General features: G+C 39.0%; 15 protein-coding genes. 12 read left to right on the plus strand and 3 right to left on the minus strand.

What is annotated here, in order from left to right; genetic code table 11:
- Positions 1-561 precede the first annotated feature (561 nt).
- Positions 562-1,098 (plus strand): DUF1697 domain-containing protein, encoded by a 537-nt coding sequence (locus U8D43_RS02790; RefSeq protein ID WP_335869450.1) that lies wholly within the window; start codon positions 562-564, stop codon positions 1,096-1,098.
- Between the two features lie 451 nt (positions 1,099-1,549).
- On the opposite strand, the gene U8D43_RS02795 is transcribed toward U8D43_RS02790, so the two are convergent.
- Positions 1,550-1,882, minus strand: a complete 333-nt coding sequence (locus U8D43_RS02795) for a winged helix-turn-helix transcriptional regulator (RefSeq protein WP_335869451.1) — start codon at positions 1,880-1,882, stop codon at positions 1,550-1,552.
- A 122-nt stretch (positions 1,883-2,004) separates the two neighbouring features.
- On the opposite strand from U8D43_RS02795, the gene U8D43_RS02800 reads away from it, so the two are divergent.
- Both U8D43_RS02800 and U8D43_RS02805 read left to right on the plus strand, forming a co-directional pair.
- Positions 2,005-2,922, plus strand: coding sequence for an NAD-dependent epimerase/dehydratase family protein (locus U8D43_RS02800; RefSeq protein ID WP_335869452.1), 918 nt, complete (start codon positions 2,005-2,007; stop codon positions 2,920-2,922).
- 368 nt (positions 2,923-3,290) lie between these two features.
- Complete coding sequence (locus U8D43_RS02805) at positions 3,291-5,108, plus strand: sulfatase family protein (RefSeq protein WP_335869453.1); 1,818 nt, start codon at positions 3,291-3,293, stop codon at positions 5,106-5,108.
- Between the two features lie 27 nt (positions 5,109-5,135).
- Here the strand turns inward: U8D43_RS02805 and U8D43_RS02810 are convergent, their stop codons facing one another.
- A complete protein-coding gene (locus U8D43_RS02810) occupies positions 5,136-5,639 on the minus strand; it encodes a CBO0543 family protein (protein WP_335869454.1) in 504 nt (167 codons plus the stop codon).
- A 602-nt stretch (positions 5,640-6,241) separates the two neighbouring features.
- Here U8D43_RS02810 and U8D43_RS02815 point away from each other — a divergent pair.
- Positions 6,242-7,678 carry an MDR family MFS transporter gene (locus tag U8D43_RS02815; protein WP_335869455.1) on the plus strand — a complete coding sequence of 479 codons (1,437 nt, stop codon included), beginning with the start codon at positions 6,242-6,244 and terminating at the stop codon, positions 7,676-7,678.
- A gap of 295 nt (positions 7,679-7,973) precedes the next feature.
- On the opposite strand, the gene U8D43_RS02820 is transcribed toward U8D43_RS02815, so the two are convergent.
- Positions 7,974-8,927 carry an NAD(P)H-dependent flavin oxidoreductase gene (locus U8D43_RS02820; protein WP_335869456.1) on the minus strand — a complete coding sequence of 318 codons (954 nt, stop codon included), beginning with the start codon at positions 8,925-8,927 and terminating at the stop codon, positions 7,974-7,976.
- Positions 8,928-9,255: 328 nt separating this feature from the next.
- Here U8D43_RS02820 and U8D43_RS02825 point away from each other — a divergent pair, with 328 nt between their 5' ends.
- The 8 genes from U8D43_RS02825 to U8D43_RS02860 all read left to right on the plus strand — a co-directional run bounded on the left by U8D43_RS02825 (position 9,256) and on the right by U8D43_RS02860 (position 21,051).
- The gene (locus U8D43_RS02825; RefSeq protein WP_335869457.1) at positions 9,256-10,182 is read left to right on the plus strand and encodes an ABC transporter ATP-binding protein; all 927 of its coding nucleotides are present in this window, start codon (positions 9,256-9,258) and stop codon (positions 10,180-10,182) included.
- The gene (locus tag U8D43_RS02830) at positions 10,179-11,270 is read left to right on the plus strand and encodes an ABC transporter permease (protein WP_335869458.1); all 1,092 of its coding nucleotides are present in this window, start codon (positions 10,179-10,181) and stop codon (positions 11,268-11,270) included. The genes U8D43_RS02825 and U8D43_RS02830 overlap by 4 nt, the downstream gene beginning before the upstream one ends.
- 404 nt (positions 11,271-11,674) lie before the next feature.
- Positions 11,675-12,202: a sigma-70 family RNA polymerase sigma factor gene (locus tag U8D43_RS02835; RefSeq protein ID WP_335869459.1), complete on the plus strand. Its 528-nt coding sequence runs from the start codon at positions 11,675-11,677 to the stop codon at positions 12,200-12,202.
- A 3-nt stretch (positions 12,203-12,205) separates the two neighbouring features.
- Complete coding sequence (locus U8D43_RS02840; RefSeq protein WP_335869460.1) at positions 12,206-13,186, plus strand: DUF4179 domain-containing protein; 981 nt, start codon at positions 12,206-12,208, stop codon at positions 13,184-13,186.
- 217 nt (positions 13,187-13,403) lie between these two features.
- Positions 13,404-14,423 carry a Wadjet anti-phage system protein JetD domain-containing protein gene (locus U8D43_RS02845; RefSeq protein WP_335869461.1) on the plus strand — a complete coding sequence of 340 codons (1,020 nt, stop codon included), beginning with the start codon at positions 13,404-13,406 and terminating at the stop codon, positions 14,421-14,423.
- Positions 14,414-15,928, plus strand: coding sequence for a replicative DNA helicase (locus tag U8D43_RS02850; RefSeq protein ID WP_335869462.1), 1,515 nt, complete (start codon positions 14,414-14,416; stop codon positions 15,926-15,928). Before U8D43_RS02845 ends, U8D43_RS02850 begins: the two co-directional genes overlap by 10 nt.
- Entirely contained in the window at positions 15,918-16,655 is a 738-nt protein-coding gene (locus tag U8D43_RS02855; protein WP_335869463.1) for a DUF6063 family protein, read from the plus strand. Before U8D43_RS02850 ends, U8D43_RS02855 begins: the two co-directional genes overlap by 11 nt.
- Positions 16,642-21,051 carry a coiled-coil domain-containing protein gene (locus U8D43_RS02860; protein ID WP_335869465.1) on the plus strand — a complete coding sequence of 1,470 codons (4,410 nt, stop codon included), beginning with the start codon at positions 16,642-16,644 and terminating at the stop codon, positions 21,049-21,051. The genes U8D43_RS02855 and U8D43_RS02860 overlap by 14 nt, the downstream gene beginning before the upstream one ends.
- Positions 21,052-21,113 lie beyond the last annotated feature (62 nt).

Consider the following 21,113-nt stretch of genomic DNA (forward strand, 5'->3'; position numbering starts at 1 on the left):
GGCTTTTCGTATCCATTAACAATCTGTGATATAGCTTGTTTCGGGCATCATTTCGTCTGTTTTTGATCGAAATCAACAGGGAAATGGAGGATTTATTAAAAAATCAGAAGAAATAGCCACAATATATACGAAAAGAGCCTTAAAGAAAGAGAGATCCAAATTATGTGGTTTCGATTTTTCTTATTCCGTAATCGGGCTAGATTGTTGGGCAACCAATATGTCGAAGTAAACACAGAGAGCGATACAGTGAGTTTGATGACCTTGGAAAGTAGAGCGTGGCCATCAAGAGAGCGAAGAATCACCGTTAATGTCCTTGGAATGAGAAGCGCGGTACATCAATACTGTTCAGCAGGAAAATTCAAACGGAGGATAGACATAAATTGTTTAGTGTCATTCTTCAACTATAAAGGTATTTATACTTCAAAAAACACTTCGTGAAGTTGGATTAGGATTAAATGTTATTATAAGTGCCAATGTGGCTAGAAGAAGTAAAAGCTAGGGGAATCCTTCGTTAATTACATCGTTCTAATTATGAGTCAATATATTTTGGAAGGGAGCTCTATGACAACCTATATTTCTTTACTCCGTGGAATCAATGTAAGTGGCAAAAATAAAATCAAAATGGTGGATTTGAAAAAATGTTACGAATCATTAGGTTTAAGAGATGTTCGCACATATATCCAAAGTGGTAATGTCTTATTTACATCCGATCATAAAAAGCAAACTGAAGTAGCTACTTTGATTGAAAGAGGGATCGAGGAAACCTTTGATCTAGCCGTTTCCGTTCTGACTCGTAGCAAAAAAGAATGGACGAGTATGGTGGAGGAAAGACCTTTTTCCATTGAGGATCCTGCTAAAATGCACGTCACCTTTTTGGCGGAGCCAGCGAATAGGTATATTGAAGAGCCTATTAGGAATAAAAAAAGCGAGTCTGAGGATTTCTCTATTTCGCAAAAGGAAGTTTATTTACTTTGTCCCGACGGCTACGGGAAAACAAAGCTGACAAATACATTCATTGAAAAGTCAGCCGGTGTAAAAGCCACTACAAGAAATTGGAAGACGGTCATGAAATTGGCGGAGATGATGACAGATTTGTAAAGGTTCCTGACTGGGAGAGTCTCCTCCGGCTAACGAGAAAATAAAAAGAATGAAACAAATGATATTTCTAAGCAATTCATTGGTTTATATAACTGAGAGGAAGAAACTTGGTAAAAGCTGGAGTTTCCTCTAAAAGAGTTCAGTTCAGATTCGTCTACATATGAATCCCAATTCCCCAATTTCATTTGCTGAATTGGGTTTTTTTAGTTGAGTAAAAACATCAGTTGGATATTTATTTTATTTGGAATGTGTATCAGAAAAAGAAATTTTTTTCGGTCTATTATTCATGTTAAACAACACTTAATAGGAAAGATCTTCTCAAATAAATGAAAAAAAGGAAGAGAAGGCTAATTTTACAATGGGTTCGACTATCCGTATGGGCAGTTGAGACACATCCTTAAGAGAGATTTTAGAAATTGATTACTCAGTGGACTTTCCATTTTAGATTTCTTCAAGAATTCAGAACTTCCCACTCATTTCCCCAGTCTGTCATCGCATTGAAAATGGGACGAAGTGACTCCCCTTTTTCAGTAAGAGAATACTCAACATGAGGGGGGATTTCAGAATAAGAGATTCGATTAATAATACCCTCTTTCTCTAACTCTTTTAAGCGTAAAGATAGAGTTCTTGGGCTGATACCATTTAAAGAGCGAAGTAATTCTCCAAATCGCCTAGGTCCGATGATTAAGTCCCTTAAAATGAGGAACGTCCACTTCGGTCCAATGATATTCATGATTTTTTCGATAGGACATTTGACTAAAAAATGATCCTGTTTACCGTCCATTTCTTAACCCCCACTATTATTTTTGATAGTAACTATAAAAAATATCCGTACTATTATTGATATTGTACATCATTTATTATAGTTATAGATTTAACTTTAGTAAAAAATGGGAGAGTGAAAAAATGAGAGCGATTGTCTTTGGTGGTACTGGATTTATTGGTAGTCATGTAGTGGAGCAATTACATTTAGCTGGTCATCAGGTCACAGTGGCTGTTCGTGGAACAAGTGATATCAGCTTTTTGAAAAGTTTAGGAATCAATGCTAAAACGGTGGATTTCACAAATTTCACAGCTATTCGAAAAGTGTTAAGTGAAAATGAGATTGTTTATAATTGCTTAGCGTCAGGTTCTCAGGATATCTCACAAAGAAACTCAGAAGCTTTAGTTGAAATCACATTAACAAAAAGACTTATTGAAGCGGCGATTTTAGAAGGAATATCACGTTTTATTCAATTAAGTACAATTGTCATTTATGACTTTAAATCGAATGATTCCATAGATGAAAAGTACATTTCCCATCCTGAATATGATATTCAAAAAATCAATTTAGAAAGGGAAAAGATAGTAAGAGAAGCAGGTGAAAGGAACCAAATAGAGACCATTATTCTTCGTCCAGCAAGTACAATAGGTAGTAGAGATGCTAAATCTTTTTTTTCTATATTATTTATGGCACATTTAAGCGACCAATTTCCAATTGTCGGAAACGGGGAAAAAAAAGTCTCAATCATCGATACAAGAGATATTGGAAGAGCTATGGAATGGTTAGGGACATACGAAAAGCCAAAGGAAGATAATGGAGTTTATTTATTAAAAGGATTCGATACTACTTGGTATGGATTAAAAACAGAAATAGACTGGGCATTAGAAAGAGAGGCAAAAACCATCCAGTTACCGACAATTGAAAAGTCTCTTATGATTGATAATTTTATGGTCAATAGAATCTGGAATGATGAAAAAATAAAAAGCTTAGGGTTCAATACAAAATATTCATTATCGGAAGCTGTGGAAACAGCTGTGAATGATTTACGTACAAGAAAGTAAAGCATTTATAGATTTTCGATTGAGGAAGTGCTGATAAAAAGAGTTCCTTTTGGTCAGTCTGCTTGTTAATGCAAGTGTTACTTTCCGGATAAAAGATAATGGATTGTTTTAGGAATCATCGTGAACCTTTGGCAAGGGAGGTGGACAGTACCTTCCTGCAAAAGGAGAAGATGAACATTCCGAAAAAAATCAATTTACCACAATAACTCCTTTTCAATCTGGCGTCACATAATCTGTACTGAGAGGAATGACTGTTATTCGCATCTTTAAAATAAACAATTACTACTACTGCTCATGCCTAACGCATACTAGTGATTGAGGAGTATTCATAAGGTCCTCGACCAAGACAGAACGAGGGAGTGAATGACTTGAACAAGACAACCTCACAGTACACTCAAAACCATCACTTACGCAAAAAGAAACCCAATTTTCTCATTCTTATGGTCGATCAAGAGCGATACCCAGCTATATATGAAGATAATGAGCTTCAAATCTGGCGAAAAGAAAACTTGGTGACACAAGAGTTGCTAAAAAAAAATGGATTTGAGTTTAAAAGCCATTATGCAGGAAGTACCGCCTGCTCGCCTAGTCGTGCTACATTGTATACTGGACAATACCCCTTGCTACATGGCGTCACGCAAACAAGTGGTGTCGCCAAATCGGCGTTTGATCCCGATCTTTTTTGGTTGGATCCGAATACGGTTCCGACGATGGGGGATTATTTTAGGACGGAAGGGTATCGGACCTTTTGGAAGGGAAAATGGCATGCTTCAGATGAAGACATTTTGATTCCAGGAACAAAGGACGCCTTCCCGAGTTATACTTCTACAGGTGTTCCAGATCATGACAAGGTCGATCTATATCTTCGTGCCAATCGGTTAGACCCGTTTGGATTCTCAGGCTGGGTTGGCCCTGAGCCACATGGCTCTGCTGCCCGAAATTCAGGCTCGTCCGCTGCAATCGGCTTAAGTGGACGAGATGAAATTTATGCAGAGGAAACCGTAGAATTACTTCATTCTCTTGAAAAAGAAGCAAAAGAGGGGGAAAACACGCCTTGGTTTGTAATGTGCTCCTTCGTCAATCCTCATGATATTGCTTTGTTTGGAACCTTTACAGAACTAAGTCCACTTTACGATTTTAAAATTGACCCTACACTCCCATTCATACAGCGACCTCCAACGGCGAATGAGTCATTAAAAACGAAACCAACAGCCCAAGAAAACTATCGAATTGCGTATCAACATGCACTGCAGCCATTACGAGACACTTTATTTTATCGGCAGTTGTATTATTCGTTGCAAAAGCAAGCGGATCAAGAGATGCACAAGGTTTTCCAGGCGCTACAAAAATCCAGTTTCTACGAGGAAACCATAGTTGTGTTTTTATCTGATCATGGGGAGTTGTTAGGTGCACACGGAGGATTATTTCAGAAATGGTATAACACATACGAGGAATCAATTCATGTCCCTTTGATTATTCATAACCCAAAACTATTTTCCGAAGATCAGTGTACAGAAATGATAACAAGTCATGTCGATGTATTACCGACATTATTAGGGCTTGCCCAGATAAAACCACAAGAGGCTAGGTTAAAGCTCCAGAAGAACCATACCGAGGTACATCCATTAGTGGGGCGAAATCTTACCCCCTTATTAGCAGGAGAAACCACCTTCTTCAGAGCGGATGAACCCATTTATTTCATGAGTGATGATGATATCACTAGAGGACCAAATCAAGTCAGTGCGACAGGAAAGCCGTATAAATCAGTTGTCGAACCCAATCATATCGAAGCCATAATCACGAAGCTTTCAACTGGAAAAGAAGGTGAGCAGGAGATTTGGAAGCTTTCACGCTACTTTGACAATCCGCAGTTTTGGAGTAACCCAGGCTGTGAGGATGTGACCACTAATCAAGTCTCACAAACGAACACTTCAGTCAATACAGATTGCTCTCTTTGTGTTACAACCACAAAAAATTGTCCTGTACCAGATGAGTATGAGCTCTATAACTTGACTCTAGATCCTTTAGAAGAAAAGAATTTAGCCTTTTCTACCTATGAAACACCAGAGTCCATCGCTGTTAAAAACCTATTGCTTTCCGCGCTTGAAGAACAATGTCGCCAAAAGCGATTAGCACCAACGAGTGGGGAAGTTCCCGGCATGCCATCATGTAATTGTAAATCTTAGATTCCAGAATAAAGGGATTTTTTAAGTTTATTCTTGTGGGAATGGCACATGAAAATAGGAAAGTAAAAAAAGGATTATGCCTATCGAGAGTATATACGCTCGTAGGGGATGCTTTTGGTGCAACGCAATAATGGAGAACATGGTAAGATCAAATAAAAACGAATCCCAAAAATTCCAGCCGTTTTTATATGAAATTCTACCAAATAGATGTAAAATCCATTCAAACACAATATACAAGAATGACCAACCGAATATATACAAGAACTGATGAACCTTCTTCGTAGGGAAATGAGAGAGAAAGAGGTATACAGTTAAGGGCATTGTTATCAGTGCATAGACTATAACCGTGATGTCATGCCCATATAGAAAATCAGGATGAAATTTCCATAAAGAAAAATCCTTTACCATAAACTCATATAGAAGACCACCTGTCGTAATAAAAAACATACTTGCGTGATATTCTCTCCAATTATTCCAGTTGCCCCATCTATAGCAAGAAAGGACAACGATTATCGCAATAGCTAAATGCATATTCTCTCCGCCTTTAATCATGAAGTCATGGGGAATTTCTTAAGCTTACTTCTTATTATGACGATAAATCGTTGAAATATTATTTTTTCATAAGCACCATCCCCTCAAGTGTGTTCTTGGGGGGATGGTGCTTATTTTACAGAATAAGAAAGCATGGACTTTGGCAGTTAGATAAGTTCTTAGCTCCAGGTGCAATCGGTTCGAGGTCATAAGTCGGTTGGTGGGGGCGTAAGAATTCCTTACTCACTGAGCGTCCTTCCGTCTCCTATTTCATAAATAGCACCTTGTATCTCATAGATGAAATTTTTGTTTGTAAGGTTGAGTGATTGAGCAATTTCATTTGGAAAGTGGATAGAAATCACTATATGGCAAACCATATAACTTGAGAAATGAAAGCACATCATTGATGATAGTAGAGGTTAAATCTTAACATTGGGGTTGTTTTCACAGAGGTTTTTTCAATTTCCGTTAATGATTGATGAAGTACTTCATTGTGGTATCGATATCGTTCAAAAGAAGATTAAAGATGCTCTAAGTCGATCTTTTAGTGGAATATTTACTGTTGCGAAAATTGCCAGGGTTAAAAAAGTTGGAGGAATATCATGGAATCAAAAATTAAAACAAAACCTATAATTATTACATTTATGATTGGGGCGTTTTTTGCGATATTAAATGAAACCTTACTAAATATTGCGCTAACCGAATTGATGAATGTGTTCAACATTGATGCGCCGACCGTCCAATGGCTGGCCACCGGATTTATGCTTGTGATGGGTGTGCTAATGCCGATATCAGCATTATTGATTCAATGGTTTACAACGAGACAGATGTTCATCGGTGTCATGTCGATTTTCTTACTGGGGACCATTATTGCTGCGACCGCGATCAGTTTTCCGATGTTGCTAACCGGGAGGATGATTCAAGCGGTGGGGACGGGATTATTGATCCCTGTTATCTTTAATGCAATCCTTTTGCTTTATCGACCTGAGGTTCGGGGTAAAATCATGGGGACATTCGGACTTGTAATCATGTTTGCTCCCGCCATCGGACCGACGTTATCAGGAATCATCGTTGATTTCTTAGGCTGGCGTTGGTTATTCATCACTGTTATTCCTTTTGCTGTTTTTTCGATTTTATTTGCGGCGAAATATTTGCAAAATGTTGGAGAAGTGACACGTCCAAAGGTAGACCTTTTTTCGATATTGTTATCGACGATTGCCATAGGTGGAATCGTGTATGGGTTTAGTAGTATTGGCGAGCAAACAGAAGGATTATCGCTGACTATTATCGCCATTCTTGTCATTAGTTTTATTAGCTTAATCGTTTTCGTTTTACGACAACTAAAATTGGAAGAACCACTATTAGATGTACGGGTGTTTAAATATAAAAGTTATACGCGCGGGATTAGTGTGTTCGTCATTGTCATTATGGCAATGTTCGCTTCTGAAATCGTGATGCCGATGTATTTACAAGGCCCACTTGGCTATTCCGCAAAAATAGCAGGATTATTGCTATTACCAGGTGCACTATTAAATGGTCTTATGTCTCCTATCATGGGGAATTTATTTGATAAGTACGGGCCGAGAAAACTGATTATCCCAGGCACGATTGTACTCGTTGTTGTGATGATCTTTTTTAGCAATATTACCCCCAAAATCCCGATTTGGTCGTTTGTGCTGGCCTATGTGGCTCTGATGTTGTCGATCTCAGCCATTATGATGCCTGCTCAAACGAATGCGCTCAATGAATTGCCTAAGCATTTATACCCGCATGGAACTGCCATCGCAAATACTTTACAACCAGTAGGTGGGGCACTTGGTGTATCCATTTTTGTAAGTATTTTAACCCGAAGTCAGACCAGTTACCTCGACGCTCAAAGTGGACCGATGACCGAACAAATCATGAATGACTCGATGACAAGAGGCGTTCACCATGCCTATTGGTTTGCTTTGGCTTTGTGTGTGTTAGCATTTGGGATTGCGTTGTTTATCAGAAAGGCAATTGCTCCTGATTTTGATGAAGGAGAAAATAGTGCATAAACAGGAAGATGTGCATAAAAAGAAAAAGTCGTGCGTAAACCATTAAAAGTCGTGCACAAACTCCAAAAAGTTGTGCGCAAAGGATTGAAAGTGGTGCATAAACAGGAGGATGTGCATAAAAAGAAAAAGTTGTGCATAACGAAGCTATCTCACCGTTTATAGACTGATTCGAAAAAGAAACAAACTTTGCGTAAAAAGTCTAAACAAAAAAATGGTGTATCAAGAGTGCTTGATACACCATTTTTTGAGGGTTTACGGGAGTGAAAGGGCTGAGGGAAAACTTCCTCTGACCTTGTTATTTTACGAGCAGGTATTCATCCATTATATTTGTGATAATTTTCTTAACGGGCATTATTTCTTTGATTTCATCTACTTTTGCACCTGCAAAGACTAAGCCGCTCTCTACATCTCCTCCAACTGATCTTAGTAAGGAATCGAGTGTACAAAAGCGATAAGAACAATTTCTTAAACAGTTATAGCATTTATCAATTTTAACTTTTTTATCATCACTGATTAAATCGGTAAATTTATTTTTAATTGCTCTGCCGTGTAAGCCCACACTTGTTTTGACCATGGTGATGTCTTCTTTATTGGCCGCGATGTATTTCTGTTTAAAAGACATTGGTGCGTCACATTCTTCACTTGCCACAAAACGAGTTCCCATTTGCACACCGGCAGCTCCCATACTAAGAGCTTTCGCCACATCTTCTCCTGTCGAAATTCCGCCTGCTGCAATGACTGGGATCTTCACAGCTTCAACTACCTCAGGGAGAATATCAAATAATGGTCGCTCTGTACCAAGATGTCCACCTGCTTCATTTCCTTCCACTACAACCGCTGATGCACCTAATCTTTCTGAAAGTTTGGCTAGTTTAGCGGATGAAACAATTGAAAGGACCGGAATCCCATATTCTTTTCCCCAATTGTACATATCTCTAGAAATGCCAGCTCCGGAAATAATGAAATCTACTTTTTCTTCCATAGCAGCTTTCATTTTTTCGGAAAAGTCATTCATAGCAAATAACACGTTTACACCTATGAAGCCCATACCATTCGTAAGCTCTCTAGCTTTTCGAATGTGATTTCGTAATTCTTCTATTGAAATTCCGGTTCCAGAAATAATTCCAACCCCACCAGCATTGGCAACCGCCGATGCAAGCTTACTTAAAGAGATACCAACGCCCATTCCGCCCTGCATGATGGGAAACTTCGGTTTAACATGTGCAAATTGTAATTTTGGTAATTTCAAAGGAATACCTCATCTCATCTAATATTTGGAGTGCTAATCAAAATTTATCACAAAGTAATAGGACTAGATATAACATTTCTCACAGAAATACAGGTAGGTGTTAGTACTAGGTATAAACTAAAGGCGAGGAGTGCTTTGTTGCGGGATTTCCCTTAGAAAATCCATGATTTTTACTTTGCGAAATCATTTGTGACAATCTAGACAAATTTTGGGAAACAAACACAGATGGAAACGGACAGGCATCTTTAGACTTTATAAGGTATGATTATAAAGAGAGAAACTGACTTATACATATTCACTCACAAAACAATAAATATGGAGGCTTGTCATGATAAATGATGCAATGGTTGACGTCCGAGGACTCGTGAAACGCTATGACTCCTTTGTAGCAGTTAACGGCGTTAATTTTCAAGTGAAAAAAGGAGAAATATTCGGGTTGCTTGGACCTAATGGTGCGGGGAAAACGACCACAATTGAAATGCTGGTCGGACTACGTAAGCCAGATGAAGGAACGGCCATACTAGCAGGCTATGATGTTCGTAAAGAAGTCAATCAAGTCAAAGAGGTTATTGGTGTACAGCTGCAGTCAACGTCACTATTCGAATTATTAAAGGTTGAGGAGATTCTCTATTTATATGCGAGCTTTTATCCAAGCCATGTGGATATTGATGAATTAATTGAGGATATGCTGTTAACAGAAAAGAGAAAGGACCGGGTGAAAGGACTTTCTGGCGGACAAAAGCAGCGACTAGCGATTGCCCTTGCTTTGATTCATGACCCAAATATTGTATTTCTAGATGAACCAACGACAGGGCTTGATCCACAGGCGAGGAGAACATTATGGGATATTGTTCTTCGGTTAAAGGAACGGGGAAAAACGGTTCTCCTCTCCACACACTATATGGATGAAGCTCATGTGCTTTGTGACCGCATTGGCATTATGGATCAGGGAGAATTGATTGCCCTCGACACACCTTCAAACTTAGTGAAAAAACTACAATCAACTAGCACAGTGGAATTTCACTTAAACAATCCTCCTGAACAAAAGTGGTTCATGAAGATGGACGGGGTCAAAGAAGTGTCTATTAAGCATACCTTTGTGCAACTGTATACGGATGACCTGCAGCTTGCCTTAACCTCACTTATTCAAGGCTGTACAGAGCATAGCTTGAAAATTGAAGACTTACAAACTCGTTTAGCGACACTAGAAGATGTGTTTATCCATATGACAGGAAGGAGTATTAGAGAATCATGAGAGCATATTGGCAGTTAACTATTGCACAATTACGGATTTTTGGCAGAAATAAACAAGTATTATTTTTCACCTTACTCTTTCCCATCATTTTGATGCTCGCTCTAGGCTCTTTTGCCGGAGGAGGAAATTCACTCTCTTTAAATGTGGGATTGGTTGACTTTGATCAATCTGATGCTTCTAAGGATTTAGAAGAGTTGTTTGTCACAAACGAAGGAATTGAGATGAACGATTATGAAACGGTAGAAGACGGCAAAGCTGCTGTTAAAAATGGAGATATTCAGCTTCTTGTTGAAATTCCAATTGGGTATGAAGCTAACTTTGAGAATGAAGAGCAAGCCTTCTCACTTCCTGTTTACTATAATGAGAAGAACTTGGCGACTGCTGAACTCGGCTTGACCGTCTTAAATGGAATCATTGATCAATATAGTAAAGATCTTGTCGATTACAAACCGTTAGTTACGATTGAAAAGTTTGGAATCGAAGCGCTCAATATTCGCTATGTTGATTTCCTTGTTCCAGGGATCGTGGCGATGATGATTATGAGTAATAATATGAACGGCGTAGCTGGTCAAATTTCTGCCTGGCGCGAACGAGGCATTCTAAGGAGAATGCAAGGAACGAGATTAAAAGCTTCGACCTTTATCGCAGCGCAAATAACTGCGCGATTATTACTAAATGGAACCCAAGCGTTGCTAGTCGTCTTAATTGCGAATTTCGTCTTTAATATTGAAGTAGTTGGTTCGTGGTTTGCATTGATTTTCTTTATTATTCTTGGAACTCTTGCGTTTATGTCGCTTGGTTTTATCATTGCCGGGATAGCAAAGAACCCAGAAAGTGCCGGTCCGATTGCTGGATTTGTCACATTTCCGATGTTGTTTCTTGGTGGGGTATTCTTCCCAATTAGTAATATGCCAGATATCATTCAACCAATTGTCAAGATTCTCCCGATTGCACATCTGAGTTCTGCTTTAAGAGAAACGATGAATTTAGGAACATCATTCTTTGAATTGGGGGCAGAAACGTTGATTTTAGGTGCATGGTTAATTGGAGGATTTGCGCTTGCTAGTTATGTATTTAAGTGGGAGTAGGGACAGGGGAAACCTTGTCTCTTTTTCTATTGAAAAATTATCCAGTTCTAGATGGAAAGTAAGAACTCAATCGAGAAAACCTTATTGCGTGTTTTTACTTAGTACCAATAGCTACGAAAAAAACGAAGAGAGGGCGATGTTTATTTTTTTATTTTCAGGAAGGCGACATCATGGAATGATGGACATGGGTGGTTAGTGATATATCCTAAAAGTCAGTGATAAATCTTGAAAATTCACTACGCTGTCAAAATCAATAAAAGGAAAAATCTACGGAATACAAAGCCACTACGAGGACAGGTTTTATGTCCTAATTTGCCTCTGTCCTACAAAATTATCCAGACGATGATAGCTTATCAAACCACTAAACGTATTACATAGCAGATACTGAAAAAGGGGGGACAAATTTGAAAGTGACAGAAGATAATATTGTCCAACAAATCAAACATAAAAACGAAGAAAGTATCACATTTATTCTTCAAACCTATGGAGGCTTGCTCAATGGGATTATTCGAAAGTATATTTCTTGCAAGCAGGATAGAGAAGAATGCTTAGAGGATGTTTTGATCTCGATCTGGTTCCATATTGATTCGTTTGATCCAGATAAAAATAGCTTCAAACAATGGGGGGCAGCTATCGCCAAGTATCGAGCCATAGATTACTTGCGAAAAGCGGAGAAAGCAAGGAAGCATATGAGTTCATTTGGACTGGGGGGGGAATTTTCCACACATCGAAACGAGATGCCATATGATCTAGATCGTGCCTTACAAGAGCTTTCAAATATGGAAAGACAAATTTTTCGGAAATATTACATGGAAGGGGTACCTTCAAAAGAAATTGCAACGGAATTTCAAGCGAAAGAGTCGTGGGTTCACAATAAGTTGTCACGAGGAAGGAAGAAATTAAAAAAATTATTACTGAAAAATGAGGTGTAGAAAATGACTATCTATAGAGATCTTAATGATGTAAAGATAGATCTAAATGATTTTGAAGAACTACCTCTAACAGACTTGGAACAAATAAGGATTATTTATCGAACGAAAAAAAACATTTCATCTAACAAACGAAAGAAAAAATGGCCTGGCATAGCTATGGCAGCTGTGGGAATTTGTATATTAACTATTACACTAGTCTTAAATGATTCCATAACGGCAAATATGCCATTTGTTGGGGAGAAGATTGAAAAATATATCAATCAAATTGAAGAATTGGATTTTGCCCCGTACAAAACGAGTGTTGGTGAAACGGAAGAGAATGAACTGGGGGTGTTAACATTAAATGAAGTCATGATGGATGATCAACAATTATTCTTAAGCGCAACATTTGAGCCAGCGAAAGGCGTCGAATTTGACTATCAAACAACTCTAAAGCCTCAGGTAAAAATTAATGGCGAGGTAAATACCGTTACAACAGGTAGCCAGTCAATAGAGTTAAATGATTCAATGTATACGATTTACAATGATATCCAGTTAAGCCAGCCGGTGGTTGAAGAGTTGCTTCACATTGAAATTATCTATGACACTATTAATTTCGATACGATAATTGAATCCCCCTGGACTTTTGAGGTAGAAGCTTCACAAAGTCTATTATTAGCGGAGAAAAAAGTTTATGAGCTCAATCAATTGATTTTATTGGGTGACGATGAGAGTGTACGAGTTGAAAGGATAATATCAACCCCTATTTCTACAACGATTTATTTTGATTTAACCCAATCGAGTAGGGAAGACATCCGATTTACGATTCAAACAGTGGATGGAGAGACTGCAGCAACCTATCATTCGAGTTACACCTCAACTGAAAAGGGAGAGACCTCTGAAATTCGTTTCAACGGATTTACGTTAGAAAACATACCGTATTATGTCGTACCAGTTGATTCTGAAGGAAAGTCCTTGAGTGAGGAAAGTATTTTCATTGAGTAAAAGAGACATAGGGAAATCGAGACCCCTGAAAAGGAAGTGATTACTGAAAGCACAATCAAACCTCTATACTAGAAGAAGTTATCCACTTATTGGATAACTTTTTTTCTTTTCAGTGCTCTCGGTAAGGACGCGATCCCTCATTTTCCCTACTGACGTATGATCTCCTTTTTAGTAAACTTAAAGTAGAAAAATGTCCGTTATTTAGGAGGGCTATTTAATGAGGGGCTTTGTTAGTCAGGAGCTACTAAAATTCAGTAAAAAAACAATCGCAATTGAAGAACTAGAGAAGCTGCTTGCAAATCGAGGACTGTCTTATCAAGATTTTGCTAATCTTATTCTTTCTTTTGAAGAGGAAGGGATTTTAGAGATGGTAAAAGCGAAAGGTAGGAATATTCGTACGCCATCTCTAGCTTATTCGTATAGAATTCAAAAACAGCGGTTAAAAAGAGAGTATCATGAAGAATTGATAAAATGTCGTCTCACGCTACATCCGTCCATCCATTTAGATGTATATTTTGGGTTAGATCCGTTGCAATGGAAAAATGATTTGCCTTATTTACTAAGGATTCATCAATTTCTGGAGTCATTTGGTTTTCCTGAATATGAAGTACCGGCACCAGAGCGCAGTGTGGAACTGGTTGGTGATGAAAAATGGATAACAGAGGAAAAGGGAAAAGAGCTACTTGAACGAGTGGAGTTATGGTCAGCGATGAAGATTATCCCTGTTTCCGACCCGCTCATGATGGCGGTCAATCCGGCTGTTTTAGCAAACGAGAAGCAAAATCATTTAATCGTGGAAAACAAAACGACGTTTCAAGCATTGGTCGATGCCTTACCCGAAACGGAATTTTCATCGTTGATCTATGGAAGTGGCAATAAAATTATTAAAAGCATTGAGCAATTCCCTCGACAGCTTCCAGTCCTGCATGCTGACCATCGCTATTATTATTTTGGAGATATTGATCGTTCAGGTATCTTTATTTGGCATCGATTAAATGAAAAGGTGCGTGTTCAGTTAGCAATGCCTTTTTATCAAGCTTGCATGGACAAGTCACCCTTAGAAGGGAAAACTTATCAGCGTATCGATTACACCTCAATTGAAGCGTTCTTAGGTCATTTTTCAACGGATGAAAAAGACAGACTTCAGTCCGTGTTGGATCGTGGTCAATATTATCCGCAGGAGGTTTTGCGGACGAGAGAGTTACAGGATATTTGGAGGCAGTCAGTATGGAATTGAATGAGATTTCAGATATTACAGCTGGATATAGAGAACGAATGCGGCGCCTAGCATTATTTGATCCGCTTTATGAGCTCGACCGGAAAAAGGTGAAGGATCAACAGAATCAACCGATAGATATGAAAGGACTTGGCTTACTATCCCTTTTGTTTTTCTTTGAGCAAAAAGTAATGAGAAATCATAAGACCGGAAAGAAGCAGCTAGCTCAGTTTTTGCAAAGTGTCACGCATCGCCAATATACATTAGACGGAAGGGAGTGTGAAGAGCTTGCTTCGATGATTATTCTGACGTTTAGACCGGCCACTGGGAAAAAAAGAGCCTACACTTATCATGACTGGGAAACGTTGCAGGAAGACCAGCTTGAGTATTCGTTGCTGAAAGCGAAGAGCTTTGATTCGAAGACGAACACGCAATTCTACACCTTGGATGAAGATGGACTTGAACTGGTGTTTGCAACGAAGGAATTTTATAGTGAGTTTCAGTTATCAATCAATCAGCTAATGCTGAGAAAACAATTAGAAAAGGGAGAGTTTCGCGGAGCGTTGCGTCAAATAAATGAAATGCGCATAGACGTAGAATCATTGAATGAACGCATCATCAAACTTCGTCATGAGATTCAACGTAGTATCGTGTCCGAAGAAACCTTTGAGCGGTATAAGCAGTTATTGGGGGATATTCATGCTCGTCTTGAACGAGAAAATGACGAATTTTCGGAGTTAAGGCAATTTGTGAAAGAAACAAAGGATCGCCTCTACGAAAAGGATTATCATCAAAAAGAGACCAAAACCTACGGCTACATACTGGAAATTACAAATCAATTAGAGGAGGTTCATTATGAGCATTCGCGGCTCTTAGATCAAAGCATTGAGTTGAAGAATCATACGTTAAAGGCTGCTCAGGAGTCGCTATACTATACAGGGATTGATGCGTTTAACTTTGATCAAGATATCAATTCAAGGGTTATCGGCACCCCTCTTCCACTAGAGGCAATGAAAGGGCTACTCCATCCTTTTTTAGCCATTCATCAAGAGCAGAGCTGGTCGCCACTTACCGTTTTTGGGGAGCAAAATATTCGTGAAGACCGAGAAGATCGTGTGGATTATGGTTTTATGGAGATCGGCGAACAAAAAGAAAATGATTATCAGGAACGATTACGGAGGAATTATGGCTACGTAATGAATATTTCCTTACAGGCTTTACAGAATGGACATGCAGAGCTCAAGGGAGTCATTGAGTATATTCGAGAAAATGGCCAAGAAGAGCTTCTTAACCAACGCTTTTTCTACGATTTTTGGATGATACTTCATCAACGTTCGCCCATTATCTCGGGTCAAATGGAAACCGTGAACGAAGAGCAAAGTACTAGTCTAGATGACGCTCTCGCACAGTTAGAAAATTCAACCCTCATCATTCACGAACGTAAAGAACTGATACATGTATCGAAGCGTTTTTCCATTCAAAACATGGATTTGCGCATCGAGGAGGAGTACAAAGATGAATTATAGTGAAAGCAAAGTCATGCAAGCATTTGAATTATATACAATCTTAGCTCGCGAAGGGCAGGCAGGTGTGGAATCTGTATCATTATATATTGCGGATGATTCCGTGCGCGGCTTAGTGGACGGATTTGCTCATCACGTCGATTGTGTCATTATTTTGGCTGGTGAAAGGGTGTATATGATTCCCAAAACAAAGCTATCCCCTTTTCATGTGAACAATGAATATATTAAGCGAACCTATTTAAAGTCGGGAGCGACAAATGCGGATATTTATTTGCTGTATTTTACAACCATTATCCTATTTGGTGCATTTTATGATAGCTATCAAACGCTCGAACCGACGAGAGAATTCCTTTCATTAGATGACTGGGCGTTACTAGTCAATGAACGAATGAGTGTACTGATGGAGCATGATGAGGAGCAGCTTCGAGCGAAGGAGCAGGAGTTTTCTTACAATTGGACGCAAATCATTGAAAAATGGGAAGACATGAATGACATAAAGGAAAGTGCTAAAAAACAAAGCGGAAATACGATTAGTCGTCTCAGCTTTATGGATACTGCAAAACGTTTTTTACTCGATCAGGAATTGATAGAAGAAATCGGAAATAATGAAGTGACTTTAACGGAAAAAGCGAAAACAATTGTGCAGCGCTTTTTTATGGAAGTTGAATACAACAAAGGAATTCTTGAATTTATTTACCAATGGGAGGAGGAAGAGCATGCCATCAATTAGTAAAATTCGTTTTACCAATGTTGTGTATGAAGAGGGAATGAAGCGCTATAATGATGAGATTTTTAACTTTGATGGCTATAACGGAGCCATTTTATTAGAAAATGGCGGAGGAAAGACCGTGTTCATCCAGACCGCTCTCCAAGCCATTATTCCTCATACGAATCTATCTGACCGGAAAATAAAGCAGACTCTTCAGCTTGATAATTATCCGGCGCATATCGCAATCGAGTGGATTTTATCAGAACAGCCCCGCCGTTATGTCGTCACATGCGTTAGCTTGTTTTTAACCAAGGATGGATTAGGATCATATCGCTATGTATACTCTTATCAGCATGGTGACCGTCATGGAATCGATGATATTCCCTTTGTGCGAAAAGATTCGAATCGCCCAGCAGATCGCGGTGAAATCTCAGATTATTATCAACAAATGGCTCAGCAGCAGATGAATGCGCAAACCTTCTCCACCATTAAAGCATTCCAACGTCATATTGAAGAGCAGTATCATATTATTGCGAATGAATGGGAAAATATCGTCAAAATTAATAGCGCTGAAGGTGGAGTAGAGGCCTTCTTTGACGATTGTAAGCAAACGAATCAGTTGCTTGATCGTTTATTGATTCCGACGGTAGAAGGTGCGATTACGGGCCACGAAGAGAATTCCTTCGCGGACACATTCGAAAAGCATCGCTCTAGCTTTAAACTTTATAAAGAACTGAAAGAGCAGATTGAAGAAAACAGAGCTATCGAGGCAGAATTAAACGGCTATGTTGGAACCTTTGCACGTTTATATGAGATGCAACAAGAGTATGAGCAAAAGAAACAATATGCCAAAGCAGTACTCAATCTTATCCATAACCAGGAGCAGGAAAATAAATCGTCACTTAAGGTTATGGAAGTAAAGTTTGCGGAGTGGGAAACCCAGAATAGGCTTCATGAGAAGAAAGTCCTTTCGTTAAAAATTCAACAGGAGCAATCGAAACTGGATGAATTATTGGCCCGGTTTCATGAGTATGAACAAGCTCTAGAGATTGGAAAGGAAGAGTTCGTCCAAGCAAAGAAACATTTTTATTCATTAAAGCTAGCTGAGTTAAAGAGGCAGCATAAGGAAGAGCAAGAACGACTACAGTCCTTAAATGAAAAGCAAGAGACGCTGGATGAAGAAGAGGATATTGAGGAAATTAAAGACAAGATTGTCGCTAATAGTGAAGAATTGATGGGGTATTTTGTTTCACAATTAGAAGAGAGCCAAAAACGGCAACAGGAGTTGAAAATCCAACAACAGCCTCTGCAAGAAGAAATTCAGCAGCTCGAAATCCAACAGAACAAGGAAGATGAACAACTACTACAGGCAAGAAATGCTTTCAGTCAAAATAAAGGAAAACTTGATCAAATTACTGAGCAAATGACGAAAGTAAAGAATCGAATTTTAGCGAATCCAGAGCAAGAATCAGTTAAAGAAAGTGTTGGTCAATGGGAGAAGCGGTTAGTTTTTTTAGATGATCGAATTGTGCAGTTGAAGAATCACAATAAGCAATTAAGCAAAATGATCTTGCAAACGAAAGAAAAGTTAGTAGAGATAACCAAAAGGAAAGAGAGTGGTGAGCATGCACAAATTAAGCTAGTGTCAGAAATCCAACATGTGGACAGTCAGCATGCCCAGGTGAAATCGTCACTAGGTCAATTACGTGCTCCATGGGCGATGATTGATTCCCTTTACTTAAAACAAGACTCCCTTACTCAACAGATATATGATCAAATTCAGCGCTTCTATAAGGAAACGGATGAGCGTTTGTACAAAGAACGACTCGCCCATCGGTTTATGGATGACTATGAAGGGCAGGATATGTTTTTTGCTGATTCATATGTAGAGAAACAACTAAAGCAATGGAGTAATCAGTTTCATTTAATCGAAACGGGCGTGCAGTTTATTCAATCCTTGGGAGATACGGTTACAGAACAGGCAAAAGCTTATCCATTATGGCCAGTTACTTTGATTACCACCGAGGGAGACAAAGAAGGGATTAGGAAAAAACTGCAACACCTGAATCAACAGCTTCAATTTCCGGTTGTCGTCATTACGATTGAACAAGCACGTAAGATTGTGCAAGGAGAAACCGTCGATACGTATCCGGTTGTTCCCGGTCATTGGCCGCAAAACCAACAAGAAGATCGGTTTGCTGAATGGAAGCAAACAATGAAGGACAGAGCCGAGGAAGCAACCAGGGCAAGAAAAGAAATAGAAGCGAAAGCAAACGTATGGAAATCTGCAGCAGAAAAGTTAGCTAGTTTCCTACAAGCTTATCCTTTTGAAGACTATCAAGCTCAGAAGGAGAGGTTAAGTGAACTTGATCAGCAAATCCAGAAAGCGAGAACAGAACAAAAAGAACTTCAAAAAAACATAGAAGAGTGGGAGAATCAGACTTCTACCCAACAGGAACGTATTGAGCAGGATACCAATGAGTACAACGGTTTAGAAGTGAAGGTTGATAAGGCACGTGACTATCTTCAACAAGAAAAAGAGACAAATGAACTCAAAAAATCGCAAGAACAACTTTCAAAGCAAATCAGTGAGTATGATCGCCGCCGTTATAGAATTCAAGGACAAATCGAGAGACTAACAGAAGAAAAGGATCAGCTTTATGAACAAGAAAGGAAGGCTGCTTACTCGGATTCGTTATTGATGGATGAATCACTTTATCTGGAAGTGAAAAGCTATCGACCTACGTTTACCAATCGGTCCAAATCCATTTTGACAGATATACGACAGGAACTACAATTAGATCTAAGAAAGCTATCAACTACAAGAAATGAGATTCAACTCCAGCTTACCCATACGATGAAAGAGATAAAGCGATTGTCAGATGGAGTGGAGGAGTTGCTCTTAGATCATGGACCTTTAGATGAGGGAGTAAACTTCCCGGTAAATGGTAAGGAGTTAATAGCTGATCTTCGTGAAAAAATGAAAGATTTAGAGAAGACTCTAGAAAGCGCATCGATTAAGTTTGGGAAAGCGAATGAGAATAAAATTAAACAGGAAAGTGTTGTCGAAGTAGCACTTAAGCAATTTATTCAGGCATTTCCGAACGAGCAGCCTGAGCGTTTTACTACATCCCTAAAAGAAGCAAAAGTAGACCTAAATGAAGAAATGCAACGCTTGAAAGAGAAACGAGCGTACCTTCAACGAGAACAACACCGGATCGACCAAGAGCTAGCGTCTATTTCTAAAGCGTACCATGAGCTAGACCGGTTTGACGAAGCCCATCATTTTTCAGGACCATCTATTCATGCCACTACATTAGGAGAAGGTGAAATTCAGACGTTTACTTATGGGCGAATTGAATTTGTGAAAAACGTGACGAATGAGTTAAAGCGAGGAAAGGAAAAAGTAGCAAACGAATTGATTCTTGTTGGAAAAGCTAAGGAATCATTCAAATCCTTTTGCAAACTAAAAATCACAAATGTCAAAATGCGTGAAATGGCTCGTCAAGGAATTGAAAATAAACAGACTTATCAAGAAGTCGTTGAATTTCATACTCATATGAAAAAACGAATTCAAACGGTGATTAAGTACAATGAAGAAAGTATGATCAATCATGATAAAGAGTTAGAGCAGTTTGTGACACATATTAATAGCCATTTGGGCACAATCGCCGATGAACTAGCGCTAATTCCGAAAAAAACTAAGGTCAAAGTAGAAGAAAAATGGAAAGAAATCTATAAGTTTTCCATTCCAGAGTGGACCGAGGAAGAAGGCAAAGCTCGCATCCGTAAGCATGTCGAATGGATTATGGGACAGCTAGAATCCGAGCGGTTCTTAACTAGCGAGGGGCAAGAGGATTACGGAAAAGTACGGAAAGAAATTGAAACATGGACACACTCCAAGCAGCTTTTACGAGTAGTAATGAACCAAGAAATGATCAAAGTGACTTGTCGAAAAGTGACCAACGACAACCAAGTCACCACTAGATCTTACTCCTGGGAGCAATCCAATGTATGGTCAGGGGGAGAGAAATGGAGTAAAAACATGACCCTCTTCTTAGGCATCCTTAACTATGTAGCTGAAAAACAAAAGCATATCGAAGCGAATATGAAACGTCATCGCGTCGTTATTATGGATAATCCATTCGGCAAAGCATCAAGTGATCACGTTCTCAACCCTGTCTTCTTTATTGCCGAACAACTTGGCTTCCAAATTATCGCCTTGACGGCTCATGCGGAAGGAAAGTTCTTACGAGATTACTTCCCAGTAATTTATAGCTGCCGCTTACGAAAAGCAGCTGATTCGACCAAGCAGATTATGACCAAAGTCAAACAGCTACATCAAGCCTACTTCAAGGATCACGAACCCCAAGCTTTGGAGAGACTAGGGGAAGTCGAGCAAATGGAATTGTTTTAATAGGTCCCCCGTCCCTATGTCAGTATAGTAAATGGATTCAACCACTCTTTCCATACAGGATC

This window comes from Bacillus sp. 2205SS5-2 (assembly GCF_037024155.1).
GTDB lineage: Bacteria > Bacillota > Bacilli > Bacillales > Bacillaceae_K > Bacillus_CI.

What these genes read in the sequence shown, in the direction of transcription:
- U8D43_RS02810 (WP_335869454.1), bottom strand. Translation starts at nt 5,639, where the DNA reads ATGCATTTAGCTATTGCGATAATCGTTGTCCTTTCTTGCTATAGATGG.
- U8D43_RS02790 (WP_335869450.1), top strand. Translation starts at nt 562, where the DNA reads ATGACAACCTATATTTCTTTACTCCGTGGAATCAATGTAAGTGGCAAA.
- U8D43_RS02825 (WP_335869457.1), top strand. Translation starts at nt 9,256, where the DNA reads ATGATAAATGATGCAATGGTTGACGTCCGAGGACTCGTGAAACGCTAT.
- U8D43_RS02855 (WP_335869463.1), top strand. Translation starts at nt 15,918, where the DNA reads ATGAATTATAGTGAAAGCAAAGTCATGCAAGCATTTGAATTATATACA.
- U8D43_RS02830 (WP_335869458.1), top strand. Translation starts at nt 10,179, where the DNA reads ATGAGAGCATATTGGCAGTTAACTATTGCACAATTACGGATTTTTGGC.
- U8D43_RS02840 (WP_335869460.1), top strand. Translation starts at nt 12,206, where the DNA reads ATGACTATCTATAGAGATCTTAATGATGTAAAGATAGATCTAAATGAT.
- U8D43_RS02800 (WP_335869452.1), top strand. Translation starts at nt 2,005, where the DNA reads ATGAGAGCGATTGTCTTTGGTGGTACTGGATTTATTGGTAGTCATGTA.
- U8D43_RS02795 (WP_335869451.1), bottom strand. Translation starts at nt 1,882, where the DNA reads ATGGACGGTAAACAGGATCATTTTTTAGTCAAATGTCCTATCGAAAAA.
- U8D43_RS02860 (WP_335869465.1), top strand. Translation starts at nt 16,642, where the DNA reads ATGCCATCAATTAGTAAAATTCGTTTTACCAATGTTGTGTATGAAGAG.
- U8D43_RS02845 (WP_335869461.1), top strand. Translation starts at nt 13,404, where the DNA reads ATGAGGGGCTTTGTTAGTCAGGAGCTACTAAAATTCAGTAAAAAAACA.
- U8D43_RS02815 (WP_335869455.1), top strand. Translation starts at nt 6,242, where the DNA reads ATGGAATCAAAAATTAAAACAAAACCTATAATTATTACATTTATGATT.
- U8D43_RS02850 (WP_335869462.1), top strand. Translation starts at nt 14,414, where the DNA reads ATGGAATTGAATGAGATTTCAGATATTACAGCTGGATATAGAGAACGA.